This is a genomic window from Pseudomonas sp. PDM02 (assembly GCF_014852285.1).
Taxonomy (GTDB): domain Bacteria; phylum Pseudomonadota; class Gammaproteobacteria; order Pseudomonadales; family Pseudomonadaceae; genus Aquipseudomonas; species Aquipseudomonas migulae.
In genome coordinates, this window is the sequence record NZ_JACVBL010000024.1 from 13,168 (window position 1) to 39,366 (window position 26,199).

21 protein-coding genes and 1 pseudogene are annotated in these 26,199 nt (G+C 60.9%); 9 read left to right on the top strand and 13 right to left on the bottom strand.

All coding sequences use genetic code 11. From position 1 onward, the window contains the following. Nucleotides 1–111 precede the first annotated feature (111 nt). The 8 genes from araD1 (at nt 112) to IB245_RS28350 (ending at nt 5,605) form a co-directional block, all read left to right on the top strand. Nucleotides 112–1,104: an AraD1 family protein gene (gene araD1, locus IB245_RS28320; RefSeq protein ID WP_192496291.1), complete on the top strand. Its 993-nt coding sequence runs from the start codon at nt 112–114 to the stop codon at nt 1,102–1,104. A 10-nt stretch (nt 1,105–1,114) separates the two neighbouring features. Next, nucleotides 1,115–2,689, top strand: coding sequence for an aldehyde dehydrogenase (NADP(+)) (locus IB245_RS28325; RefSeq protein ID WP_192496292.1), 1,575 nt, complete (start codon nt 1,115–1,117; stop codon nt 2,687–2,689). Between the two features lie 203 nt (nt 2,690–2,892). Next, a complete protein-coding gene (locus IB245_RS28330) occupies nt 2,893–3,189 on the top strand; it encodes a DUF5629 family protein (protein WP_192496293.1) in 297 nt (98 codons plus the stop codon). Next, nucleotides 3,182–4,351, top strand: a complete 1,170-nt coding sequence (locus tag IB245_RS28335; protein ID WP_192496294.1) for a lactonase family protein — start codon at nt 3,182–3,184, stop codon at nt 4,349–4,351. Before IB245_RS28330 ends, IB245_RS28335 begins: the two co-directional genes overlap by 8 nt. Nucleotides 4,352–4,506: 155 nt before the next feature. Further along, nucleotides 4,507–4,686, top strand: a complete 180-nt coding sequence (locus IB245_RS28340) for a hypothetical protein (protein WP_008030101.1) — start codon at nt 4,507–4,509, stop codon at nt 4,684–4,686. Nucleotides 4,687–4,897: 211 nt separating this feature from the next. Next, a complete protein-coding gene (locus IB245_RS29220; protein WP_008030104.1) occupies nt 4,898–5,023 on the top strand; it encodes a hypothetical protein in 126 nt (41 codons plus the stop codon). A 115-nt stretch (nt 5,024–5,138) separates the two neighbouring features. After that, complete coding sequence (locus tag IB245_RS28345; RefSeq protein WP_192496295.1) at nt 5,139–5,351, top strand: hypothetical protein; 213 nt, start codon at nt 5,139–5,141, stop codon at nt 5,349–5,351. Next, nucleotides 5,348–5,605 carry a hypothetical protein gene (locus IB245_RS28350; RefSeq protein WP_008030107.1) on the top strand — a complete coding sequence of 86 codons (258 nt, stop codon included), beginning with the start codon at nt 5,348–5,350 and terminating at the stop codon, nt 5,603–5,605. Before IB245_RS28345 ends, IB245_RS28350 begins: the two co-directional genes overlap by 4 nt. Before the next feature lie 99 nt (nt 5,606–5,704). On the opposite strand, the gene IB245_RS28355 is transcribed toward IB245_RS28350, so the two are convergent. The 10 genes from IB245_RS28355 to IB245_RS28400 all read right to left on the bottom strand — a co-directional run bounded on the left by IB245_RS28355 (nt 5,705) and on the right by IB245_RS28400 (nt 18,921). Further along, complete coding sequence (locus IB245_RS28355) at nt 5,705–6,301, bottom strand: glutathione S-transferase (protein WP_192496296.1); 597 nt, start codon at nt 6,299–6,301, stop codon at nt 5,705–5,707. Next, nucleotides 6,298–9,939, bottom strand: a complete 3,642-nt coding sequence (locus IB245_RS28360; protein ID WP_192496297.1) for an SbcC/MukB-like Walker B domain-containing protein — start codon at nt 9,937–9,939, stop codon at nt 6,298–6,300. The genes IB245_RS28355 and IB245_RS28360 overlap by 4 nt, the downstream gene beginning before the upstream one ends. Beyond that, complete coding sequence (locus tag IB245_RS28365) at nt 9,936–11,180, bottom strand: exonuclease SbcCD subunit D C-terminal domain-containing protein (RefSeq protein ID WP_192496298.1); 1,245 nt, start codon at nt 11,178–11,180, stop codon at nt 9,936–9,938. The genes IB245_RS28360 and IB245_RS28365 overlap by 4 nt, the downstream gene beginning before the upstream one ends. A 268-nt stretch (nt 11,181–11,448) precedes the next feature. After that, a complete protein-coding gene (locus IB245_RS28370; RefSeq protein WP_192496299.1) occupies nt 11,449–13,089 on the bottom strand; it encodes a BatD family protein in 1,641 nt (546 codons plus the stop codon). Then, a complete protein-coding gene (locus tag IB245_RS28375) occupies nt 13,086–14,822 on the bottom strand; it encodes a VWA domain-containing protein (protein WP_192496300.1) in 1,737 nt (578 codons plus the stop codon). Before IB245_RS28375 ends, IB245_RS28370 begins: the two co-directional genes overlap by 4 nt. Then, complete coding sequence (locus tag IB245_RS28380; protein ID WP_192496301.1) at nt 14,819–15,898, bottom strand: vWA domain-containing protein; 1,080 nt, start codon at nt 15,896–15,898, stop codon at nt 14,819–14,821. Before IB245_RS28380 ends, IB245_RS28375 begins: the two co-directional genes overlap by 4 nt. Continuing rightward, nucleotides 15,891–16,385 carry a DUF4381 domain-containing protein gene (locus IB245_RS28385; RefSeq protein ID WP_008030120.1) on the bottom strand — a complete coding sequence of 165 codons (495 nt, stop codon included), beginning with the start codon at nt 16,383–16,385 and terminating at the stop codon, nt 15,891–15,893. The genes IB245_RS28380 and IB245_RS28385 overlap by 8 nt, the downstream gene beginning before the upstream one ends. After that, nucleotides 16,382–17,326, bottom strand: coding sequence for a DUF58 domain-containing protein (locus IB245_RS28390; RefSeq protein WP_008042897.1), 945 nt, complete (start codon nt 17,324–17,326; stop codon nt 16,382–16,384). The genes IB245_RS28385 and IB245_RS28390 overlap by 4 nt, the downstream gene beginning before the upstream one ends. Nucleotides 17,327–17,331: 5 nt before the next feature. Beyond that, complete coding sequence (locus IB245_RS28395; RefSeq protein WP_008030123.1) at nt 17,332–18,291, bottom strand: AAA family ATPase; 960 nt, start codon at nt 18,289–18,291, stop codon at nt 17,332–17,334. Between the two features lie 276 nt (nt 18,292–18,567). Then, complete coding sequence (locus tag IB245_RS28400; RefSeq protein ID WP_192496302.1) at nt 18,568–18,921, bottom strand: hypothetical protein; 354 nt, start codon at nt 18,919–18,921, stop codon at nt 18,568–18,570. 503 nt (nt 18,922–19,424) lie between these two features. Between IB245_RS28400 and IB245_RS28405 the strand changes: the two genes are divergently transcribed. After that, nucleotides 19,425–24,329, top strand: a complete 4,905-nt coding sequence (locus IB245_RS28405; RefSeq protein ID WP_192496303.1) for an NAD-glutamate dehydrogenase — start codon at nt 19,425–19,427, stop codon at nt 24,327–24,329. A 188-nt stretch (nt 24,330–24,517) separates the two neighbouring features. Here IB245_RS28405 and IB245_RS28410 read toward each other — a convergent pair whose 3' ends face one another. The 3 genes and pseudogenes from IB245_RS28410 to IB245_RS29165 all read right to left on the bottom strand — a co-directional run. Then, nucleotides 24,518–25,228, bottom strand: a complete 711-nt coding sequence (locus IB245_RS28410) for an ATPase (protein ID WP_192496304.1) — start codon at nt 25,226–25,228, stop codon at nt 24,518–24,520. A gap of 225 nt (nt 25,229–25,453) precedes the next feature. Further along, on the bottom strand, nt 25,454–25,864 hold the full coding sequence (locus IB245_RS28415; protein ID WP_192496305.1) for a cupin domain-containing protein: 411 nt from the start codon (nt 25,862–25,864) through the stop codon (nt 25,454–25,456). 20 nt (nt 25,865–25,884) lie between these two features. Then, nucleotides 25,885–26,199, bottom strand: a pseudogene (locus IB245_RS29165) (hypothetical protein); the annotation flags it as partial.

Here is a 26,199-nt window from a genome sequence, read left to right on the forward strand (position 1 = left end):
ATGGCGTCAGCACATTCAACATCATTGTCGACAGGCCGATCGCTATCGCCGGCAAGCCGGCTCCTACAGGGTTCTGCGGTGTTTTTGAGAATTGCTTACAGGAGAAAATTCATGCGTTTGGTTCAATTTGAATTGTTTAACGGCGAGCGCCGGGTTGGCGTGGTCGAGGGCGGTCTGGTCCGCGAGGTGCAGGACGCGCGCACGGTGCGCGATCTGGCGTTGGCGGCGATCGAGGCGGGTGTCAGTCTTGAGCAGCAGGTGAACGCCCTGGGCCTGGGCATCAGCCACGACTATGCAGAACTGCTGGCGAAACTGCGCATCCTGCCGCCGCTGGACCATCCGGACCCGGCACACATGCTCGTCAGCGGCACTGGCCTGACCCATCTGGGTAGCGCCTCGGCGCGGGACAAGATGCATCAGCAGGCCGGCGACGAAGCAACGATGACCGACACCCTGCGCATCTTCAAGTGGGGCGTGGAGGGCGGCAAACCGGCAGCGGGGCAGGCCGGCGTGCAACCGGAATGGTTCTACAAAGGTGACGGCAGCATCGTCGTGCGTCCGGGTAAACCGTTCCCGCTGCCGCCGTTTGCCGAAGACGCCGGAGAAGAACCCGAGCTCAGCGGTCTTTACGTCATCGGCCACGACGGCAAGCCGTATCGCCTCGGTTATGCGGTGGGCAACGAGTTTTCCGATCACGTCATGGAGCGCAAGAACTACCTCTATCTGGCGCATTCCAAACTGCGCAGTTGCAGTTACGGGCCGGAACTTCGGATCGGTGAACTGCCGGAGCATCTGGCGGGCACGAGCCGCATTTTGCGCGACGGCGAAGTGCTGTGGCAGAACGAGTTTCTCACCGGCGAGGCCAACATGTGCCACAGCCTGGAAAACCTCGAATACCACCATTTCAAATACAGCCAGTTCCTGCGTCCGGGGGATGTGCACATTCACTTCTTCGGCACCGCGACCCTGTCCTTTGCCGACGGCATTCGCACCCGGCCGGGGGACGTGTTCGAGATCAGTCAGGCCGAGTTCGGTGCGCCGTTGATCAACGGCATTGCACCGGTTGAAGCGGCCTTCGAGCCCGGCACCATCGGCATTCTTTAAGGAGCAACCCATGATTCTTGGTCACAACTATATTGGCGGCCAGCGCAGTGCCTGCGGTAGCGTCAAACTCCAGAGCGTCGACGCCAGCACCGGTGAGGCGTTACCTCACGATTTCTATCAGGCCACGCCGGAAGAAGTCGATGCCGCCGCCAAGGCTGCCGCTGCCGCGTACCCCGCTTATCGCAGCCTGAGCGCCGAGCGCCGCGCGCAATTCCTCGATGCCATTGCCGATGAGCTGGATGCGTTGGGCGATGAGTTTGTCGCCGTGGTCTGCCGCGAAACCGCGCTGCCTGCCGCCCGCATTCAAGGCGAGCGCGGTCGCACCAGCGGCCAGATGCGCCTGTTCGCCAAGGTGCTGCGGCGTGGTGATTTCTATGGCGCACGCATCGATCTGGCGCAGCCGGAGCGCAAGCCGTTGCCGCGTCCCGACCTGCGTCAGTACCGCATCGGCCTCGGTCCGGTTGCGGTGTTTGGCGCCAGCAATTTCCCGTTGGCGTTTTCCACCGCCGGCGGCGACACCGCTTCCGCCCTGGCCGCCGGTTGCCCGGTGGTGTTCAAGGCGCACAGCGGTCACATGGCCACGGCCGAGCAAGTGGCAGATGCAATCCTGCGCGCCGCGGAAAAAACCGGCATGCCGGTCGGCGTGTTCAACATGATCTACGGTGGCGGGGTCGGCGAAGCGCTGGTCAAGCACCCGGCGATTCAGGCAGTCGGTTTCACCGGTTCGCTCAAGGGTGGACGGGCGTTGTGCGACATGGCCGCTGCACGTGCACAACCGATCCCGGTGTTTGCCGAGATGTCGAGCATCAACCCAGTGATCGTCTTGCCCCAGGCCCTGTCCGTTCGTGCTGAAAGCGTGGCCCGTGACCTGACCGCTTCGGTGGTGCAAGGCTGTGGCCAGTTCTGCACCAACCCCGGTCTGGTGATCGGCATTCGCTCGGCGCAGTTCAGTGCGTTTGTGCAGCAGGTGGCGGGGTTGATCAACGATCAGCCTGCGCAAACCATGCTCAATGCCGGGACGTTGAGCAGTTATGGCCAAGGCCTGCAAAAACTCCTCGCGCACCCGGGCGTGACGCACCTGGCGGGTAATCCGCAGCAAGGCAATCAGGCGCAACCGCAGTTGTTCAAGGCCGATGTCAGTCTGTTGCTCGACGGCGATGAAGTGCTGCAGGAAGAGGTCTTCGGCCCGACCACGGTGTTTGTCGAGGTGGCGGATCAGGCGCAACTCAGCGCTGCTTTAAATGGCCTGCACGGACAACTCACGGCAACGATCATTGGCGAACCGGCAGACTTCGAGCAGTTCGGCGAGCTGACGGCGTTGCTGGAGCAGAAGGTCGGGCGAATCCTGCTCAACGGCTATCCGACCGGTGTGGAAGTCTGCGATTCGATGGTCCATGGCGGGCCGTACCCGGCGACGTCCGATGCGCGTGGCACCTCGGTGGGCACGCTGGCGATTGACCGCTTCCTGCGGCCAGTGTGCTTCCAGAACTACCCCGACAGCCTGCTGCCGGATGCGTTGAAGAACGGCAACCCGCTGCGTATTCAGCGGCTGGTGGATGGACAGCCTTCGCGTGATGCGCTCTAACGGCTGAACATAAATCCCTGTGGGAGCGAGCCTGCTCGCGATTGCGGTGTGACAGTCAAGGATTATGTCGACTGACACTCCGCATTCGCGAGCAGGCTCGCTCCCACATTTTTTTCTGTGTCGTTAGAGGGGGTGGTGTCCGGCACGAGGCTGCTCCCACATTGCGCTATCATTGCGTCTTTCCCCTTCAAAGATTGACTGCCATGACTGCCTCAACCGACACCTTGCTCAACGCCCTCGAACACTGCGGAATGGTGGAAATCGACGGCTTGCATGCCTTCGAATTCGCCCTTGATGTCGACGACAATCTGCACATCGAATGCATGGACGGTCGAGCGGCCAAACACTGGGAATTCACCCCCGCTCAGGTTCAAGCGGCAACCTTCGATTCGACTTTGCAGAGCTGGCTGATCAAGGACGACGGCGGCGAACACCGCCTGGTCTGCCTCGGCGACGTCATCAGCGGCGACAACGAAGACGACGAACAAGAGGATGCGTAACCTCTGGCCGTTGTTGATCGCCGGCAGCATCGGCGCAATGGGTGTTCACGCCGCATCCGCCGACGACTATCAATTGCTCGTGGGTTCCTACACCGCAGGGCAAAGCCAGGGCATTTATCGCCTGAATTTCGACAGCGCCACCGGGCAGCTCGACGCCAAGCCGTTGCAAGTGGTCAACAGCGAAAACCCGTCCTGGTTGACCCTGTCCAACGATCAGCGTCACCTGTTCGTGGTCAACGAAAACGGCCCGGGACAAAAAGACCCGGTTGGGCGCGTCAGCAGTTATGCGATCGACGCCAAAACCCATGCGCTGCGCCTGATCAATCAGGTCCAGAGCCTGGGCAACGAGCCGACCCATTCGAGCCTCAGTGGTGATGCCAGCCACCTGTTCGTCAGCAATTATTCAGTGGCTGAAGACCCGGGCGGCACGCTGGCGGTGTTGCCGGTGGGCGCCGATGGCACGCTCAAACCCGTGGTGCAAATGAGCAGTCATCCGTCCAGCCGGGTCAATCCCGAGCGGCAGATGTCGGCGCATGTGCATTCGACGGTGTCCTCGCCGGATGGCAAGTTTGTGTTCTCCAATGATTTGGGCGCGGACAAGATCTTTGTCTATCGCTTCGATCCGAAGGCCAACCCGGACTTGCCGTTGATCGCAGCCACACCCGCGTCGGTCCAGCTGCCGCCCGGCAGCGGACCGCGGCATTTGCTGTTCAGTGCCGATGGCAAACACGCGTGGTTGACCATGGAAATGAGCGCGCAGGTCGCGGTGTTCGATTACCGCGACGGCACGCTTGAGCGAACGCAAATGGTCGATCTGGCGGCCGGGCAACCGACGTCGGACAAAGCCGCCGCAGCGTTGCATGCATCAAAGGATGGCAAATTCCTCTATGTCAGCAACCGTGGCACCGCCAATCAGTTGCTGGTGTTTGCCATTGACCCGGCGACCGGCCACCTCAAAGAGCTGCAACGCCGTTCGGTGGAAGGGGATCACCCCCGCGAGTTCAGCCTCGATCCGAGTGGCCGGTTCGTGCTGATCGCCAATCAGAAGAGCAACCAGATTGTCGTCCTCGAACGCGATGCCAAGAGCGGCCTGCTGGGTAAAACCGTGCAGAAACTGCCGATGGATGCCCCGAGCGATCTGAAATTCCTGGTGCGTCAATAGGCCGCAGGCCCCGGTTGATGGGGCCTGCATCCTTCTATTAATGACGCTGATATCTGCTACTGCTACAAAAGATTTCAAGGCGTCAGCCTAGGCAGTTAAGTTTGCTTCACGGCCCCACCGGGCAAGCAAGCCAACTGAATCCGAGGAATACCGCCATGAACTTCAATCTCTTCTCTGTCATCGCTGCATCCGCTATCTCTGCCACCGTTGCTCTGCCAGCCAGCGCCAACGTTGAAATCAGCGACAAAAAATCCCACGCCCAGAGCTACACCCAGAAATACCTGCAACAGAGCGCCAACTTCTACGCAGCCCTGGATCACAAAACCCAAGCCTGAAAGCCAAGCCCTGCACCCTTTATGCAGGAGCGAAGTCACTTGCGCGGATCAAGCTGAAAAGCTTCGAGAAAGCCTGAGTGATGTCGCTCCTGCATAACGCGTTTACGACAGCATCAGATTGCTATTAATGCTGCGCTTGATATCACATGGCCATGAGTTTAAATTTGACGCTGATTTATTGACTCCTTCTACTATAAAAAGGATCGACAGCATGGCGATGCGTCTGGCCGTGGTACTCCTGTTCCTCTATTCAACCCCCATTTTATCTGCCGCAACGCCCGTTCCAGGCGAGCCTGACGCTGCCCGAGAGCGCATGATGAGTTTTATCGAAGGCTGAAATAGACTGGCTTAATGATCAACGAAGCTGATGGTGACTATGGATAACCCTGAGTGGTTATCACAGCTTTTTTGATCGATTCTGTGGGCACTGAAACATGCCCACGGAGAACACCATGGCCAGCGCAATCCTCACTTCTGCCAAACACGGCGCCTACCTGGCCATCGGTCTTTACGTGGCGCTGGTGTTGGTTGTCAGCATTACCGCGCAATCGCAACACGAAATCGACGCACCGATTCAGGTCGCTTATCCCGCCATTCAGTTCGAGCACCGCGCACAAAACGCCGTGATCGATCAAGCAGACGTGGCGGGAGTGACAGGGGCATGAAAGGGGGCAAACTCTGGGTCATCGCCTTCCTGGCGTTCATGACCAATGGCTCATCACTGTTGGGCATCGGACAAGCCTCGGCAGGTTCCGTGGCTCGCGCTATCGAAGCCAATCACAACCTCGCTCGCAGCATCGAAACCGAAAAGGCCATGGGCCTGCTGGCCGGTAATCCACCGATCAAACGCCAAGGCGATTTCTTCGGACCGTTCCAGGTCGATTGCTCGGTGCTGCAGATGTGCGAAGTATTCGCCTGATACGCCACCACCCCCTGTAGGAGCGAGGCTTGCCCGCGAAGCTTTTGGCGGTCTTGATGACCCCTTCGCGGGCAAGCCTCGCTCCTACACGGGGGGCGGTTATTTCTTCATGATTGATGTGAACAGGTCCGACTCCAGGAATCGCTGTAGCCACGCCTGCAATCGCACGTAAGGCGTCTGCCCGAACCACTCGCGATCGACATGGGCGAACTGCCGTACGAACGGCATCAACGCCACATCCGCCAGGCTCGGATGCGCCGCCAGCAAGTAATCGCGGCCCTCCAACAACGCCTCCAGCCTGCGCAAGAACACCTCACCCTCGCTGCGATAAAACGCCATTGGCTGCTCGGGATAACGTTCTGCGTACTTGTAGCGATTCAGATGCACCTTGAACACCTGATCGTTCTCTTCGATCAACGCGGCGATCTGCGCTTGCCCCGCAGGATCATCCTTGAGCAACCAATCCTGCGGATCGTTCTGCGCCAATGCCCAGTGCATGATCGCCAGGCTCTCATCGATGACCTGGCCGTCGACGCTCAACACCGGCACCGTGCCTTTGCTCGACAGCGCGAGCATCTCGGCAGGCTTGGCCTTCAGGCTGACCTCGACGATGTTCACGGCAACGTCCGAGTAACGCAGGGCCATCCGCGCCCGCATGGCGTAGGGGCAGCGGCGGAAGGAGTACAGCGTGGTCATTTCACCTCCAGGGAACTCAGGCCGTTGCCCTGACGGTGGACCTGGATCTGCACCGGGATCCGTTCGTGCATTTCCTGGACGTGGGAAATCACCGCGACCTTGCGGCCCTGAGCCTGCAAGCCATCGAGGGCGTCCATCGCCAGTTGCAGGGATTCGGGGTCGAGGCTGCCGAAGCCTTCGTCGATGAACAGCGATTCGATTTTCAGCGTGCTCGACGCCATCGAAGCCAGACCCAACGCCAGGGCCAGCGACACCAGGAACGTCTCGCCACCCGACAACGAATGCACCGAACGCAGCTCGTCGCCCATCTCGGTGTCCATCACCAGCAAGCCCAGCATGCTGCCGCCGCGTTTGAGGCGATAGCGCCGCACCAGTTGCCGCAACTGCACGTTGGCGTGATGCACCAGCAGGTCGAGGTTGTAGGCCTGGGCGATCTTGCGGAAGGTGTCGCCGGTCGCGGAGCCGATCAAGGCATTCAAGCGCGCCCAGCGCTGATACTCGCTGTAAGCGTCGGCGATCTGTTGCGCCAGGGCCTGATTGGCGTTCTGCCGGCGCTGGTCCTCGGCCTGTTCGGCGCGCAGTTCGGCGCAACGGTGCTCGCTGGCGGCAAACTGGTTTTGCAGCTCGGTCAGGGCGGTGGCCAGTTGCGCGGTATCGAGGTTGCCGTTGTGCTGCGCCTGATGACTGGCCAGACGCTTATCGCGTTCCTGCAACAACACCTTGGCTTGTTCGATGGCTTTTTCGTTGTGCTGCAACCGTTGGCGCAATTCGCTGACCTGCTGGTCGTCGACGCTCAGCAACTGCTCAAGGCCGCCGTCATCCAGTTCCGGATGCAAGGCACGCCAGTCGGCAATCTTCAGGCCCAGTTCACGATCTTCGCTTTCAAGGGCAAGCAGTCGGTCTTGCTGCGCTTTCAGTTCCGCTGCCAATTGCACCAGGCGCGTGCGCACCGATTGCAGTTCCTGACTGACGGTCGTCTGGGCATTGCGCGCCTGTTCGACAGCTTGATCCAGTTGCTGTTGCCAGTGTTCGGCGCTGCTGTGGGAACCGAGCAGTTGCGTCAGTTGCTGCTGGCAAGCCTGTTGCTGCTCGGTGAGCGTGGTGAACTGGCGCTGAGCTGTTTCCAGCTGCTGGACGCGGGTCAGTTGACGATCCTGTTCCTTCTCCAGCGTCTGCTGGCGTTGTAGCTGTTCGCTCAGTTCATCGCGTTGCTGGTCGAGTTGCTCCAGGCGCTGGGCGATCTGCCGGTCGAGCTGCATGAAGGTCGCAGCCGGTTCGTTGCGCAAGGCGTCCAGTGTGTCGGCCGGGAGCAGGGTGCTGAAGGCGATCAGCTCTTCGTCCAGGCGCTGACGGTCATTGCTCAACTCGCGTTGCTGGTTGGCCAGGTGCTGGGTCGCCTGCTGACTCGCGGATTCGGCGTTGCGCAGTTGCTGTTGCAGGCGCGTGGCGTCCTGCTGCAGGGTGAGCAGGGCGGTCTGGCGCTGTTCGTCCTGCGTGATGCTTTGGTTCAACTGGCTGTTTTGCTGGTTCAGCCAGGCATCGCGTTTGGCGCTGTCCTGGGTGAAAAGCTGTGCGGATAACGGGTGCGCATCGAGGCTCGGGGCCAGGCTTTGCTGCTGAGCGAGCAGTTGCTCCTGCTGTTGCAGCAATTCCTTCTGTTGCGCAATCACGCCGCCGACTTCGGTACGCAGGTCGGTGAGTTTTTCCTTGAGCGAATCCACCGCTTTTTGCGCGTTGGCCTGTTCGCTTTCATCATGGCGGCCGAGGCTTTGCAGCAGCGCTTCCGGTTGATGATAAGGATGGTCCGGGCTGCCGCAGACCGGGCAGGGCTGATCATCCTGCAATTGCTCGCGAAGTTCTTCGACACTGGCGCTGCGTGCCAGACGCTGACGTTCCAGCAGTTCGCGGGTCACCGTCAGGGTCTGTTCGGCCACGGTCAATTCGTTTTTGGTTTTCACCCCGTCCTGGGTCAGGCGGTCGCGCTCCTGCTGGGCAACGGTTTGACGTTGCTGCAATTCGGCGATGCGCTTGTCCAGTTCCTGCTGGCCAGTCCACAGCCGCGTCAGCTCTTCAATGGCGCGCAGTTGCTTGCGGTTGTCCTGCAACAGAGTGCCCAGCAGCTGGATCTGTTCGGCCACCGCATCAGGCTCGGCGCCGGCCTCTTTGTAGAGCACTTCCAGATTCTGTTTTTGCGCCGCCAATTCCTCGGCGGCATGGGTGGCGTTCTGCTCCAGAGAGGCCAGTTCCGCCTGCCCCTTGTTCAGGCGATTGCCGATCAGCATCAATTGTTGCAAGCGGTCGCGGTAGGCGTTCCAGGCATCGCTGAGCGGCGCCAGATGGGTGCTTTGCTCAAGTTCGGCGGCAATCCGTTGCAGACGCTCGGCAACCCGATTCTGCTGCTCAAGCAAACCTTGAATCGTCTGTTGGCCTTCGGAGCAGGCCCGTTCCGCTTGCTGCTTGAGGTCGGCGCTGAGGCCGGTGTCCTTGATCAGGCGGGCGAGGGTGCTTTGCGCCTCAAAGGCCTGGCGCAGCAGTGGCGCGCTTGAGGTGTGTTGGCTTTGTGCCTCGATCAGCGCGGTTTGCGCTGCGCTGAGACTGTGTTCGAGTTGCGTCTGACGGGTTTGCAGATCCTGTTCTTGCCCGGTGTGCTGCTGGATCTGCGCGGCCAGCGGCGTGAGCTGGGCGGTCAGTTCGGTCTTGCGGGCGAACTGGTGCCGTTGTGGTGCCAGTTGTTCCAGTCGAGTCAGCTTCAAGCGGTCGCTGGCCAGGTTTTCCCAATCCTGCCGGGCGCTGGTCAGTTGCTCGGTGGCGCTGAGCTGCTCGTCCTGCAATTGGCGCAGCTCTTTCAGCCAGGTGTGCTGCAACTCCAACTGTTTGAGTTGCGCCTGTTGAGTCTTCAATTGCTGCTGTGCTTCGTTGAAGCGTTCATCCAGTTCTGCGCGGGCTTCGGGTGACAGCGGCGTGACGCCGGTGGCCTGATCCTGCAACAGCTTGTGCGCTTCACGGGCCTCTTTGGCCTTGTCGAAGGCGCGACGGCCGAGACGCGTGTAGAGCGCGGTGTCGGTGAGTTTTTCCAGCAGTTCGCTGCGTTCGTTGTCGTTGGCCTTGAGGAATGCACTGAATTCGCTCTGGGCCAGCAACACGGCACGGGTGAATTGTTCGAAGTTCAAGCCCAGGACAGCTTCGAGCTGGACCTTGAATTCAACTTTCTGACTGGCCAGCAGTTGATCCAGATCGATGTCGCGCAAGCTCTGACGGCTGTGTTGCAGCTTGCCGCCGGCCTTTTCCCGGGCGCGATTGGCTTCCCAGCGCGCGCGGTAGCGACGGCCATCGATGCCGACGAAATCCACTTCGGCATAGCCTTCGCCCGTTCCGCGACGCAGCAATGTGCGCGGGTCGCCGGTGCTGATTTCGCCGTCGGCGTCCGGCGCTTTGGCCGACACTTGCGCGTTGCTCAGCCGAGGCACGGCGCCGAACAGCGCCAGGCACAAGGCATCGAGCAAGGTGCTTTTACCGGCACCGGTCGGCCCGGTAATCGCGAACAAACCGGCGCTGGCCAATGGTTCGGCGGTGAAGTCGATTTCAAACGGCCCGGCCAGGGAGGCGAGGTTTTTCAGGCGGATCGCGAGAATTTTCATGGCTGCTCGCTCTCCATCTGCACGTCTTGCAACAGCTCGGCGAAGTCCTTCAGCGTTTGCTCATCGACCTCGCTGCCGTAGTTGTCCTGCCAGGCGCGGCTGAACAATTCCTGAGGCGTGAGCTGGTCCAGTTCAACCAGGGTCGCACCGTCATCGAGGCCATCACGGCTGCCGTTGCCGGCGTACTCAGCGGCGATGCGCACCAGGCGCACGGCTTTGCCTTGCAGCGCGGTTTCGACCTGATGGCGCAAGTCGGGTTGCGGCTCGTCGAGGCGCACCCGCACTTCCAGCCACGGCTGACGCTGAATGTCGGCGAGCAAGTCGATGTTCGGCAGGTCGCCCAGTTGCAGCAGGATGTCGGCCAGAGGCGCCGGGCCGATACGTTGCAGGTTGACGGCGCGGGGAATCAGTTTCGGTTCGACGCTGACCAGGGTTTCGCCGTCGAGCCGGACGTCGAGAATCTGATGCTGATAACCGATTTCGGAAAACGACAGTGGAATCGGCGAGCCGCTGTAGCGAATGCGTACTTCACCGTTGACCTTCTGTGGTTTGTGCAAGTGGCCAAGGGCAACGTAGCTGATGCTCGGGCCGAACAGGCTGGCGGGCAGCGCTTCGGCGTTGCCGATGATCAGGCTGCGCTCGGAATCTTCGGACACCGAACCGCCGGCCATGTGCGCATGACTGATGGCAATCAGCGCCTGACCTTTCTTGCGTTTGGCGTTGGCGGCTTCGATCAGCCACTCGTGAACCTGGCCGATCCCGCGCAGGTAGTTGTCGCCCAGGTGCGCGCCGGTCACTTCGGCAGGTCGCAAAAATGGCAACGCCAGGCACCAGGCGACGGTTTTGCCCTTGGCGTCCGGCAGCGGCAGCAGCAGGCGCTCGGCGTCGAGTTGGCCGTCATCCAGCCACAACACACGACCCAGCGCATGCGTGCGCAAACGGCGCATCAACGGTGCAGGCAATTCGATGCGCGAGCCGGAGTCATGATTGCCGGCGATCATCACGATGGTCAGCTTCGGCTGCTGTTCGTGGGCGCTGACGATGAAATCGTAGAGGCGTTCCTGGGCTTTGACCGGTGGATTGACCGTGTCGAAGATATCGCCGGCGATCAACAGCACATCGGGCTGGTCCAGTTTCAGTTGATGCAGCAGCCAATCGAGGAAACAGCCGTGCTCGAAATCGCGTTCCTGGCCGTGCAGGTTCTGCCCAAGGTGCCAGTCGGAGGTGTGAAACAGACGCAAGGCGAGCTCCGTATGAAATAAGGTGATGGCCGCGAGGAAATTGACAGCGGCGAAAGGGGAGAGAGTTTACGGGTAAAGCGACACCAAACCTACTGCAGGAACTGGCCACCACAACCTCAAGGGCCTCTTCGCCGGCAAGCCTGGCTCCTACAGGGATTCGCGCCGCCCCCGGCCTTGTAGGAGCGAGGCTTGCCCGCGAAGGCGGCCTTGAGCGCGACGCGGAACTCGGGATCGCTTCGCCGGCAAGCCGGCTCCTACAGGATTGGGGTTACTTCGGGTAGAGCGGTGGCAGGCCGCTGTCGCCGACCGGGTCTTGAACCCGCTCGGCAATCGGGATTGCCTTGATCGCGCGCCACAGTTCTTCACCTTGCCAATGCTGGCCGGTTTCGCTGTACAGCGCCCCGTTCAAACCATCCAGCGCGTCCGACAGCGGCACGAAACGCGCCGCCATGTCGGCCAGGGTTTCCGGTTGTTGCCGGGCCCAGGCGTCGAGGGCCTGGCGGGTGGCGTGGGAGTCGTTGGCCTGACAGGCGCGCTTGAGGTCGTCGAGCACGGTACGCGGGCTCGGGCCGGTCTGGGCCGCGCGCAGGATCGCCGGTTGCCAGCGGGCACGCCACCAGAGGCCGAAACCCAGCAGGGTGGTGCAGGCGAGAATGACGGTGCTGAGTTTCCACCACCAGAGCGCTTCATTGTCGGCAGGGGAAATGACCAGCGGCGTGCCGGCCGGGGTATCAACCATCAAGCCCGGGTTGTTGGCCACTTGCAGCGTCCGCGCCGGCAGGCTGCTGTGTTCCAGATGATCTTCGAAGGTGTTCCACCAGACCACATCCACAGCCGGCAACTCGACGTTCCCCCGCTGGACAGGCACCAGCGCCTCACGGTCTTCGCGGCTGCCGATCAGGCCACGCTCGCTATTCTGGTTGACCAGCACCGGCTGATCCGGATAACGCCGCAAGCCGTTGACATCGGTGGCCGGCAATGGCGGCAGTTGTGAACTGGCCAAACCTTCGGCTTCCAAAATCAGGCTGCGAGTCAGCGAGTCACCCACTTGCGTGTGATCCGGTTCCGGATTCCAGCTCTCGCTCAGGGTCAGGCTGCGGGCCGGCAGCCAAGGCACGTCAGCCGGGTAAGTGGCAGGTTTCGGCTTGACGGTCAGCGGCAGTTCGACCGAGCTGACACGCATCAATTTGCCGGATTTCGGCACCTGGGACTCGACGTCCTTGGCCGGCTGCGCGTCCACCAGCGTGGCGCTGAAAACCTGCGCCGGAATGGTCAACTGGCCGCTGTGTTGCGGGTAGATCGCGTAGCGCAATTCGATCACGCCATGGCGCAGGCCGTTGATGTCTTTTTCGTAAGTGCGCGACTCGCCCAACTGCTCGATGCGCGCATCGGGAATCTGCAGCGGAGTCAGGCTGCTGTCGTCATACAGCGACACGGAATGGTAGATGCGCAAGGTCAGGAGCGCCTGGGCCTGCACGTACACGCTGTTTTGATCGAGGCTGGCTTCGATGAATACCGGGGCCAGTTTTTGCGTGCTGTCCTGGGTTTCGCTCTCGACCACTTGCAAGGTGATCGGCTGGCTCTGCACATCGCCCAGTTGCAGCGACGGAATCACCACGCTGCCGTTCTGGCGAGGCAGCAGGGTGATAATCCAGCGGGTGGTGGCGCCGTTGCCGCCGTTAAGGGTCGTCAACTGGTTGACCTGACGGGTGCCGCGCACTTCAAACAGCGGTTCCAGCGCTGTCAGGTCAGGCTTGCCGAATTGGGTGACATCGTTGGACTCCAGGGTCAGCTCGACCGTTTCGCCGGAGTTCAGGCGACTGCGGTCGACACTGGCGACCAGTTGCGCAGCCTGGGCCTGAACGGACCAGATAAACAGTGCAAGCATGAAAGCGGTGAAGCGGGTCATCGGGTTTTTTCCTGATCCTGATGTTGCTGCTGTTCGTACCAGAATTTGCGCCTGAGCAATTCGCCCGGGTCGTCCGGGATCTTGCGCAGCCATTGTTCCAGCGCCTGGCGCTGTTCGCCATCGATGGTATCGCTGGCAGGGCGCAACGGCGGGGTGGTGCTTTGTTCGTCGCCCAACTCGCTGCCGGGCACCTCATTGGTGCCGGGGCGCGCCGGTGTCGTATCCGACTGTTCTGCATCGGGTGCCGTGGTCTGGGCATCGGACTTCGGTTCGCCACTGTTCGACTGTTGGGTGGCTGCGCCCGGCGGTGGTTCCTGCGGGGTCCCGGTCTCGTCGCCTTCGGTTTTGTCCGGTTCAACGGGCGCCGGTGTGTTTTTCTGCTTGATCAGGCTTTCCACCAAGGCCTTGTTGGTCTGCGCCGGACGCAGATCCGGTTGCCGCTCCAGTGCCTGATCGTAAGCATCCAGCGCTGCTTCCAACTCACCGCCTTTGGCCAGGGCGTTGCCACGATTGTAGTGGGCGTGGGCATCATTGCCTTCGGCGAACCGCTGGGCGGCGCCACTGTAGTCGCCGGCCTCGTAGAGCGCCACGCCTTGCCATTGCCGATCCTCGAAATGTTGCGCGGCCTCGGCCGGACGCTTCTTTTTCAACAGATGCAGGCCTTGCTGGTCAGGGCGCAACCACAAGTCTTCGAAGTCGAAGGCATGGCTCGGCTGCGGCAACAGGAACAGCAGCGGCAGGCAGAGCAACCAGCCGCGTCGCCCGGCGCAGGCCGCCAACAGCAACAGCGGCAACAACAGCCAATAACCCTGATCGGCCCAGCTATCGAGACGCAGGGTCTGGCCGTCATTGCGCAAGTTGCGCGGGCCATCGAGCAAGCCGAGGGCGCGCAGGTCAGCATCGTCCAAGCGCGCGTGGCGATAGCGCCCATCGAGGCCGTTGACGAACGCTTTCAGGTTCGGCTCGTCGAGGTGCGGCACCAGAATCGCGCCCTGATCATCCTTGAGGAAACTGCCGTCCTCCTGAGTGATCGGCGCGCCTTCGGCGGTGCCGATGCCGAGCATCAAAAACCGGGTCGACTTGCCGTCCAATGCCTGTTGAATGCCTTCGCGTTCCAGTTCAGTCAGGGACGAACCGATCAGCAGAATCCGGCCGTCACCCAGCGCGGCCTGATTCAGCAGCGCAAGGGCCTTGGTCACCGCGAGATCGGCGCGATGGCCGGTCTGGGGCATCAACGACGGCTTGAGCGCCTCAAGCAGATTGCGACTGGTAGACAGGTCATCCGACAGCGGCACCAGCGTGTGTGCGCTGCCGGCGTAGACGACGATGGCGGTCTGGGCGTCGCTGCGGTTTTGCAGCAGGTCGAACAGCTTGCGCCGGGCCTGTTCCAGTCGGTTTGGCGTCACGTCGGTGGCGAGCATCTCCGGGGTCAGCTCAAGGATCACCACCAGCGGGTCGGCGGGTTTCTGGCTGGCTTGCTCGACGCGCTCCCAGCTCGGCCCCAACAGCGCCAGAATCGTCAGCAGCCACGCCACACCGAGGGCGACCCACGGCAATTTGCTGTCGCGACCGTTGCCGCCACTGAGCAGCGCAGAATGAAAGGCCGGCGGCAGAATCATCTGCCAGCGCCCGGCGCGCTTCTGTCGATGCCAGAGTTGCCAGAGCAACCAGCCGAGCAGCGGCAACAGCAGCAGCCACCAGGGGCGGAACCAGTAAGGCCACAGCGCACTCATCGGCGCCTCCGCAGGCGCAGGCGCTTGAGTCGCTGACGCCAGTCAGGCAGTTGCGTTTGCAAGAACAGATCCTTGGTAAACAGGCGTTGCAACGGGTTATCCGGCCAGCGTTCGCGCGCCACCAGCAATAGGCTCAACAGCAGCGCCATCGCCAACGGCCAGTGATACAACGCCTGCGCCGGACGGGCCTGGGTCGGTTGCTGGGTCACGGGTTCCAGTTGGTCGAGGGTTTCCTTGATCGTTTGCAATTCCTTGCCGTCGCGAGCGCGGAAATACTGGCCACCCGTGGCGGCGGCAATGGCTTTCAGCGCAGGCTCGTCGAGGTCCAGGCTCGGGTTGATGCCGAGAAATCCTGCGGTGCCGCTTTGCTCGGGATCGGCGCCGATGCCGATCGGGTAGATTTTCACGCCTTCCTTGGCCGCCAGCCGCGCGGCGGTCAGCGGGTCGATTTCGCCGCCGTTGTTGGCACCATCGGTGACCAGAATCAGCACACGGCTTTGCGCCGGACGCAGGCGCAGGCGTTTGAGCGCGAGACCGATGGCGTCGCCGATGGCGGTGTTCTTGCCGGCGATGCCGATGCGCGCTTCATCGAGCCAGACCCGCACGGTGCGCCGGTCAAAAGTCAGCGGGGCCTGCAGGTACGCTCTGCTGCCGAACAGGATCAGGCCGACACGGTCGCCTTCGCGTCGCTCCAGAAAATCACCGAGCAAATGTTGCACCAGCGTAAGGCGGCTGACTTCCTCGTCCTGCCACTGCATGTCAGGGAAATCCATGGAGCCGGAAACGTCCACCGCCACCAGCAGATCACGGCCACTGGCGGCAATCGGCAACGGTTCGCCGAGCCATTGCGGGCGCGCTGCGGCGATCAGCAAAAACAGCCACAGCAGGATGAACGGCGCTTGTTGCCGCCAGGCTGGCAAGTTGGCCCGGGCACGGCGTCGGGCCAGGCCTTCGAGGTCACTGAGGAAACTGACTTTTAGCGCCGGTTCGCCGCTGTCGGCCACCGGCAGCACGATGCGCATCAACCACGGCAGCGGCAGCAGGGCGAAGATCCACGGCCAGGCGAACTCAAACATGTTTGCGAATCCACGTGTCGACGGCTTGGGTCAGGCCGGCGATGGCCTTGTCGTCGAGTTTGCATTCGGGTTTGTAGGCGCCTTCGACCAGTACCATCCAGCGAGTCAGCCCGGCGGCCGGGCAACGGTTGTCGAGAAACGCCAGCCATTTGCGCCCGTTGAGGGTGTGGCTCTGGCTGTAGGGGTAATGGTTGCGGCACAGGCGTTTGAGCAAGCCATTGAGTTGCTGCAGCCAGGCACCGGCCGGTGCGCCGTCGTAAGGTTTGGGCATCAGCGCCAGTTCGGCCAGTGCGGCGATGCGCACCGGGTCCAGCGGTTGTTCGGCGCGCACGATGGGGCGCTTGTTCGGCAGGAAACGCCGCGCCTTCCACAGGCCGAAGCCGATCAGCGGCAGTAACAACAGCAAAAACCACCAGCCCGGTGCCGGTGGCCAAAAGCCAATCGGCGGCGGGGAAATCAGCGGTTGCAGTTGATCGAGGCTGCTCATCGATATTTCCCCGGTTTTTGCGGGTTCAGGTACTCGCGCAGTTGTTCGACCATCTCGCTCTGGGTGCTCAGGGGCATCAACAACACCCGCAGTTTTTGCGCGAGCAATTCCCAATGGGCAATGCGTGCTTCGGCCTGGGCGCGGTAGGTCTGGCGCAGGTCGAAATTCAGCGTGTCGAGTTCCAGTTGCGCGCCGCGTTCGGCAAAGCGCAAAAGGCCGGCAGCGGGCAGGGCGTGGTCCAGTGGGTCGGACAGTGGCAGCAGCAACAGGTCGCAATGGCGCGACAGCAGGCTCAGTTGCTGCTCGGAGCCCTCAGTCAGTGCGCGCTCGTCGCAAATCACGATTACCAGGCTGCCGGGGCGCAGCACCTCCCGGGCACGACGCAAGGCCAGGTTGAGGGCATCGCGGTTCTGCTCGCTTTCGGTGTGCAATGATTGATTGACACGCACCAGCCGGTTGAGAAATTGCAGCAGGCTTTGTTTGCTGCGCCGGGGCTTGATTTCGTAGTGTTCGTTATCGCCGAACACCAGCCCGCCGACCCGATCGTTATGGCCGAGCGCGGCCCAGCCGATCAGGCTGGCGGCCTGGGCGGCGAGCACCGATTTGAACATCAGCCCCGAACCGAAAAACAGCCGTCGGCTCTGTTCGACCATGATGAAAATCGGCCGCTCGCGTTCTTCGTGGAACAGCTTGGTGTGCGGTTCCTGGGTTCGGGCGGTGACGCGCCAGTCGATGCTGCGCACGTCGTCGCCGGCCTGATAGACCCGCACCTGATCGAAGTCGACGCCACGGCCACGCAGTTTGGAGTGGTGCAGGCCGATCAGCGGGCTGCGCTGGCTCGGCGTGGAAAACAGCTGCACTTCACGCACGCGATGGCGCATCTCGATCAGCTCGGCGAGGCTGACGCGGATGCCCGGCTCGGGCGGCAGAATGACGTTCATCGGGGTCAAGCGACGGCTACGACGTCGAGAATCCGCTGGACCACCCGGTCCTGGTCGATGCCAGCGGCTTCGGCTTCAAAGGACAGAATGATGCGGTGACGCAAGACGTCGAACAGCACCGCTTGAATGTCTTCCGGGCTGACGAAGTCGCGACCGGCCAGCCAGGCGTGGGCGCGGGCACAGCGGTCGAGGGCAATCGAACCGCGCGGGCTGGCGCCGTAGGCAATCCACTCGGCCATCTCCGGGTCGAACTTGGCCGGTGTGCGCGTGGCCATGACCAGTTGCACCAGGTATTCCTCCACGGCGTCGGCCATGTACAGACCGAGGATTTCCTTGCGGGCGGCGAAAATGGCCTGCTGGCTGACCCGGCGCTCCGGTTTGGTTTCACCGTTCAGGGCTTCGCCACGGGCCTGTTGCAGAATGCGGCGTTCGACGGTGGCGTCCGGGAAGCCGATTTTCACGTGCATCAGGAAGCGGTCCAGCTGCGCTTCGGGCAGCGGGTAAGTGCCTTCCTGCTCGATCGGGTTTTGCGTGGCCATCACCAGGAACAGCGGCGACAGCTCGTAGGTGCTGCGCCCGACACTGACCTGACGCTCGCCCATGGCTTCAAGCAAAGCCGACTGAACCTTGGCCGGGGCACGGTTGATTTCGTCCGCCAATACCAGGTTGTGGAAGATCGGGCCTTGCTGGAACACGAAACTGCCGGTTTCCGGGCGATAGATTTCCGTGCCGGTGATGTCGGCAGGCAACAGGTCAGGGGTGAACTGGATGCGATGGAACTGGGCTTCGATGCCTTCGGCGAGTTCTTTGATGGCCTTGGTCTTGGCCAGGCCGGGAGCGCCCTCGACCAGCATGTGGCCGTCGGCAAGCAGGGCGATGAGCAAGCGCTCGATGAGTTTTTCCTGGCCGAGAATCTGCGTTGAAAGAAAGGTTCGCAGCGCGAGCAGCGCTTCACGATGTTCCATCGATGACTGTTCCTGGAAAGGGTGACCGAAGACGTTCGAATAACGCCAGGGCTGGGGGCGTTACTTTAATCTATCGCGGGGGGCGGCGACTAACGGCATTTTGTGCAAATGTGCGCAGGAGGCGGGTTATCGATGTTGTTTCGGGGAATGTGACGATTTTGCGGACGCCTTCGCGGGCAAGCCTCGCTCCTACAGGATCAGGGTAGCCGCGATATTGCGCTCGGCCTAAACCTGTAGGAGCGAGGCTTGCCCGCGAATAGGCCCGCTCAAACACCATCAAAGCTCGCTGATATAAGTACCGGTACCCTTGAGAATGTTCTGCAGCGTTTCTTCCACTTCCGCCAGATCACTCGCACTCGTGCTGTGCGTAATCTCCAGCGAATCATCCCCATTCAACGCATCCGCATCCGCCGCAGCGATTTCGATCAGCAAGCGGGTAGGGCTCAGCGTCACTTTCACGCCGTCCAGCGTCGAAGGTTCGCCATCAAGGGTGATCTCCAGCTCGTCCTCGTCCGGGTAGCGGCTCATCAGGAACATTTCACCCTGATCGCTGTGGCAGGCGAGCATGGCCATGTTGTCTTCTTCCTCGTCACACGGGTTGACGATCAACAGGGCGGTGGTCATTTTCATGGGTATTTCCTGGCTCGGCGAGCGTTGTGAACACAACAAAAGGCAATTCTGCCAGCCCTCGGGAATTTCTGCTCGGCTGACTGTCAGAGAATGTGACGTGAACATTCGGGGCGCTGTTGGTCATTTCTGGCACGAAGGTGCTGTAAATCCGGGCATAAAACGCCCAATTTCCTACACGGCTGCTAGTGTTGTCCGATGCGCAGGGCGTTGGCTGCGTGCCGATGACCGAATATGTCGCAGCGCTGCAAGCACGGGCCTTGCCGCACTGGTTAAGCTGCGCAACGGATGAGCACCTGTAAAGACATTGCGCTGTCGATCTGCCAGTCGTTTTTGCAGATGCCCATTCATGGAAGGTGAATGTGACCTGAGTGTCTCGTCCAGCTTCACCCACCTGTCACCCTGTTTCCTCTGCCCGAGAATCAGGAACCGGGTGACGGATCGCCCCGAAAGGGGTTTTGCACGCGACGCTTCCATCAATAACAAGCCCAAGCGGAGTACCACAGATGGCGTTCTTCACCGCAGCCAGCAAAGCCGACTTCCAGCACCAACTGCAAGCGGCACTGGCGCAGCACATCAGTGAACAGGCACTGCCACAAGTGGCGCTGTTCGCTGAACAATTCTTCGGCATCATTTCCCTTGACGAGCTGACCCAGCGTCGGCTGTCCGACCTCGCCGGCTGCACCCTTTCTGCGTGGCGCCTGCTTGAGCGCTTCGATCACGCGCAACCGCAGGTTCGCGTCTTCAACCCTGATTACGAACGCCACGGCTGGCAGTCGACCCACACCGCGGTCGAAGTGCTGCACCACGACCTGCCTTTCCTGGTGGACTCGGTGCGTACCGAGCTGAACCGTCGCGGCTACAGCATTCATACCCTGCAAACCACTGTGCTGAGCGTGCGTCGCGGCAGCAAAGGCGAGTTGCTGGAAATCCTGCCTAAAGGCACCCAGGGCGAAGGGATCCTGCAAGAATCCCTGATGTACCTGGAAATCGACCGTTGCGCGAACACCGCAGAACTGAATGTCCTGAGCAAAGAGCTGGAACAGGTTCTCGGTGAAGTCCGCGTCGCGGTTGCCGATTTCGAGCCGATGAAAGCCAAGGTCCAGGAAATCCTGACCGGCCTCGACAACAGCAAATTTGCGGTCGACGGCGAAGAAAAAGCTGAAATCAAAAGCTTCCTGGAATGGCTGGTGGGCAACCACTTCACCTTCCTCGGCTACGAAGAGTTCGTGGTTCAGGATGAAGCCGATGGCGGCCACATCGTTTACGACCAGAATTCCTTCCTCGGCCTGACCAAACTGCTGCGCACCGGCCTGACCTACGATGACCTGCGCATCGAAGACTACGCCGTGAACTACCTGCGCGAACCGACCCTGCTGTCGTTCGCCAAGGCTGCGCACCCAAGCCGTGTGCACCGTCCGGCTTACCCGGACTACGTGTCGATCCGCGAGATCGACGCCGACGGCAAGGTCATCAAGGAATGCCGCTTCATGGGCCTGTACACCTCGTCGGTGTATGGCGAGAGCGTGCGGGTCATTCCGTACATCCGCCGCAAGGTCGAAGAGATCGAACGCCGTTCCGGCTTCCAGGCCAAGGCTCACCTGGGCAAGGAACTGGCGCAGGTGGTCGAAGTGCTGCCGCGTGATGACCTGTTCCAGACCCCGGTCGACGAGTTGTTCAGCACCGTGATGTCGATCGTGCAGATCCAGGAACGCAACAAGATTCGCGTGTTCCTGCGCAAAGACCCGTACGGCCGTTTCTGCTACTGCCTGGCCTACGTGCCGCGTGACATCTACTCCACCGAAGTGCGCCAGAAGATCCAGCAAGTACTGATGGATCGCCTGAAAGCCTCGGACTGCGAGTTCTGGACCTTCTTCTCCGAGTCCGTACTGGCCCGCGTGCAACTGATTCTGCGCGTCGATCCGAAGAACCGTCTGGACATCGACCCGCTGCAACTGGAAAACGAAGTGATCCAGGCCTGCCGCAGCTGGCAGGACGACTACGCCAGCCTGGTGGTGGAAAGCTTCGGCGAAGCCCACGGCACCAACGTGCTGGCGGACTTCCCGAAAGGCTTCCCGGCCGGTTACCGCGAGCGTTTCGCTGCGCATTCGGCTGTGGTCGACATGCAGCACCTGCTGAGCCTGAACGAAAAAAATCCACTGGTGATGAGCTTCTATCAGCCACTGGGTCAGGTCTCCGGCCAGCGCGAGCTGCACTGCAAGCTGTATCACGCCGATACCCCGCTGGCCCTGTCCGACGTGTTGCCGATTCTGGAAAACCTCGGCCTGCGTGTGCTGGGTGAGTTCCCGTATCGCCTGCGTCACAACAATGGCCGCGAGTTCTGGATTCACGATTTCGCGTTCACCGCCGCCGAAGGCCTGGAACTCGACATCCAGCAACTCAACGACACCTTGCAGGACGCCTTCGTCCACATCGTGCGTGGCGATGCCGAGAACGATGCATTCAACCGTCTGGTACTGACCGCCGGCCTGCCATGGCGCGATGTTGCGCTGCTGCGTGCCTACGCACGCTACATGAAGCAGATTCGCCTGGGCTTCGACCTCGGCTACATCGCCAGCACCCTGAACAACCACACCGACATCGCTCGCGAGTTGACCCGGTTGTTCAAGACCCGTTTCTACCTGGCGCGCAAGCTGGCCACCGATGATCTGGAAGACAAGCAGCAACGTCTGGAACACGCGATTCTGGCAGCACTGGACGACGTCCAGGTGTTGAACGAAGACCGCATCCTGCGTCGCTACCTCGACCTGATCAAAGCGACCCTGCGGACCAACTTCTACCAGACCGATGCACACGGTCAGAACAAGTCCTACTTCAGCTTCAAGTTCAACCCGCACCAGATTCCAGAGCTGCCGAAGCCGGTTCCGAAGTTCGAAATCTTCGTCTACTCGCCTCGCGTCGAAGGCGTGCACCTGCGCTTCGGCAACGTGGCTCGTGGCGGTCTGCGCTGGTCTGACCGTGAAGAAGACTTCCGTACCGAAGTCCTGGGCCTGGTAAAAGCCCAGCAAGTGAAGAACTCGGTCATCGTGCCAGTCGGCGCGAAGGGCGGCTTCCTGCCGCGTCGCCTGCCATTGGGCGGCAGCCGTGACGAGATCGCGGCCGAGGGCATCGCCTGCTACCGCATCTTCATTTCGGGCCTGTTGGACATCACCGACAACCTGAAAGACGGCGCACTGGTACCGCCGGCCAACGTCGTGCGTCATGACGACGATGACCCGTACCTGGTGGTCGCTGCGGACAAGGGCACTGCAACCTTCTCCGACATCGCCAACGGCATCGCCATCGACTACGGCTTCTGGCTGGGTGACGCGTTTGCCTCCGGTGGTTCCGCCGGTTATGACCACAAGAAAATGGGCATCACCGCCAAAGGCGCGTGGGTTGGCGTACAACGTCACTTCCGCGAACGCGGCATCAATGTCCAGGAAGACAGCATCACCGTGGTTGGCGTCGGCGACATGGCCGGTGACGTGTTCGGTAACGGTTTGTTGATGTCCGACAAGCTGCAACTGGTCGCTGCGTTCAACCACCTGCACATCTTCATCGACCCGAACCCTGAGCCTGCGAACAGCTTCGCCGAGCGTCAGCGCCTGTTCGATCTGCCACGTTCGGCATGGTCGGATTACGACACCAGCATCATGTCGGAAGGCGGCGGGATCTTCTCGCGCAGCGCGAAAAGCATCGCGATTTCCCCGCAGATGAAAGAGCGCTTCGACATTCAGGCCGACAAGCTGACCCCGACCGAACTGCTGAATGCCTTGCTCAAGGCACCGGTAGACCTGTTGTGGAACGGCGGTATCGGTACTTACGTCAAAGCCAGCAGCGAAAGCCACGCCGATGTCGGCGACAAGGCCAACGATGCACTGCGTGTGAACGGCAACGAACTGCGCTGCAAAGTCGTGGGCGAGGGCGGTAACCTCGGTATGACCCAATTGGGTCGTGTCGAATTCGGTCTCAATGGCGGCGGTTCCAACACCGACTTCATCGACAACGCCGGTGGCGTGGATTGCTCCGACCACGAAGTGAACATCAAGATCCTGCTGAACGAAGTGGTTCACGCCGGTGACATGACCGACAAGCAACGTAACCAGTTGTTGGCGAGCATGACCGACGAAGTCGGCAGCCTGGTGCTGGGCAACAACTACAAGCAGACTCAGGCCCTGTCCCTGGCGGCCCGCCGTGCCTTCGTGCGGATTGCCGAATACAAGCGCCTGATGAACGATCTGGAAGGCCGTGGCAAGCTGGATCGCGCCATCGAGTTCCTGCCGTCGGAAGACGCGATCAACGAACGCCTCGCGGAAGGCCATGGCCTGACCCGTGCCGAGCTGTCGGTGCTGATCTCCTACAGCAAGATCGACCTCAAGGCGCAGTTGCTGGACTCCCGTGTACCGGACGACGACTACCTGACCCGCGACATGGAAACCGCTTTCCCGCCGACACTGGTGAGCAAGTTCTCCGAGGCCATGCGTCGTCACCGTCTGAAGCGCGAGATCGTCAGCACCCAGATCGCCAACGATCTGGTAAACCACATGGGCATCACCTTCGTTCAGCGACTCAAAGAGTCGACCGGCATGAGCCCGGCGAACGTGGCCGGTGCGTATGTGATCGTGCGTGACATCTTCCATCTCCCGCACTGGTTCCGTCAGATCGAAGCCCTGGATTACCAGGTTTCCGCTGACGTGCAACTGGAGCTGATGGACGAGCTGATGCGTCTGGGCCGTCGCGCTACGCGCTGGTTCCTGCGTGCCCGCCGCAACGAGCAGAACGCTGCCCGTGACGTTGCGCACTTCGGTCCGCACCTGAAGGAGCTGGGTCTCAAGCTCGACGAACTGCTGAGCGGCGAGATCCACGAAAACTGGCAGTCCCGTTATCAGGCGTACGTCGAAGCCGGTGTGCCGGAGTTGCTGGCGCGGATGGTGGCTGGTACTTCGCACCTGTACACGCTGCTGCCGATCATCGAGGCCTCCGACGTGACCGGCCAGAACCCTGCGGACGTGGCGAAAGCTTACTTCGCCGTGGGCAGTGCGCTGGACGTCACCTGGTACCTGCAACAGATCAGCGCTCTGCCGGTTGAAAACAACTGGCAGGCCCTGGCCCGTGAAGCGTTCCGCGATGACGTCGACTGGCAGCAACGTGCGATCACCATCTCTGTCCTGCAACAGGGCGGCGGCACTCAGGATGTGGAAACACGCCTGGCGCTGTGGATGGAAGAGAACGAAGGCATGATCGAACGCTGGCGCGCCATGCTGGTGGAAATCCGTGCAGCGAGCGGTACTGACTACGCGATGTATGCGGTAGCCAACCGTGAGTTGCTGGACCTGGCGTTGAGCGGCCAAGCGGTGATGCCTGCCGCTGCTGTCACTGCCAGTGCCGAGCTGGAACCGGCGGCCTGATCAGTCGCTGAATGAAAAAGCCCCGCATTGAGAGATGCGGGGCTTTTTTTTGTCTGAATGTTTTGTGGTGTTTGGGTGGGCCCCTTCGCGGGCAAGCCTCGCTCCTACAAGATTTATGTCGTTTGTAAGGTCTGTGTTCGACACAAAACCTGTAGGAGCGAGGCTTGCCCGCGAAGGGGGCGTTGGTATCAATACAACTTCTGAACTGATGTGTTATCAATCATCGACACTTTATCTGTCGGTCTGGTCAATAAATTACTGAGCGACTGGTCAAACTTCTGCAATGCCCGAACTTGCACATTCTGCTGTTCATTAATATCCGCCACGATCTCTTCGCTGCGTTTATAGTCCGCCCACACCGGGCTCAATGCTTTGGCGTCATGCCCTTGTGCAGTCCCGATGTAATTGAAGTTGGTATCATAAAAATCCGCACTTACATCGGCCTTGATATCCGAACTGCGCGAGGTGATCAATTGGCTGCGGGTGTCGACTATCGCGACCACGTCCGGTTTCGCCGCCCTGAGGCTTTGCATGTCCGGGTACACCGTGACCGAGCCGAACTGGCGTTGCAGCGAGGCCTTGACCCAATCCACCGCCAGATCGGGTTTGGAGGTGGCGACATAGGCATCATGTATCGGTTGCACCAGCAGGCTCTGGCCGAAACCGGTGCCGGCATTGGCCTGATAGTCCTGCAGGTAGGCACGGTTGGTCTGGGTGTTGCGGCTGTAGACGATGCCCAGCGAGACCTGACCGCCGCTGGCGACATGGGTGGCGCTGCTGCGGCCGACGGGCGCGCTGAAGAGACCGTCGAGTGAAGAAACTGCCGTCGGTGCAGTGGGAATTGAGCAGCCGGTTAAAACAGCGGCAAACGACAAGGTGCTGACAAGTGCAAGTTTCATGGGTGTCTCTCCAGTGAAACAACTTGAGTCGGAAGTTAAAGTTGCCAGTGTCGGCAGTGACTTCAGACTAAACCTGTGGCGGCTGAATGAAATAGCCAATTCATGAGCTTGTCAGGTGACCAATAGTCTTGTTTGGTTTAAAAGTTGTCGGTTAATTGCGTCAGGCAATAAAAAGGCCCGAACTTTCGATTCGGGCCTGTTTATTTATAGCTGTACGTCCAGCTATCAGTTTTCCAATGGGATCAGCACTTTCTCGTCGGGGGACAACACCATGAACACCAGGAGTTTGGCCGGCTTGGTTGCGCTGGCATTTTTCGAGACCAGATGCTCCGAACCGGCGGCTTCATACCAATACTCGCCAGCCTTGTAGGTTTTCGGTTGCTCGCCTTTCACCTGGGAAGTGATCGAGCCCGAAATCACATACGCCATTGCGGTGCCTTCGTGCTTGTGGGCGATGGAGGACTGGCCCGGCTTGTAGTCGACTTCGATCATCAGCGCCTTTTTGCCCGGGACGTTCTTCAGTACTTCATCTTGCAGAATCGTGACTTTTTCCGAAGGGTCGTGGGCGAATGCCGAGGCAGAAACGCTCAGGGCGAGGATGGCAAGCGGGGTGGCCAATAAACGCAAAACTTTCATGATTCATCACCTGCGGGGGGTTAGTTGTCGCAAACAACGTTAGTCCGCCAGTGACCGCAATCAAACAGCCAATTCAGCAGAAGGTCAGGGGACCAATCCGGATTTACGCAAGGCAATGCAAAACCTGTAGGAGCCGGCTTGCCGGCGATAGCATCACCGCAGTGCATCAGGCACACCGAGGTGAATGGATCGCCTGTAGGAGCCGGCTTGCTGGCGATAGCATCACCGCAGTGCATCAGGCACACCGAGGTGAATGGATCGCCTGTAGGAGCCGGCTTGCTGGCGATCGCATCACCGCGGTGCATCAGGTACACCGCGGTGATGCTATCGCCAGC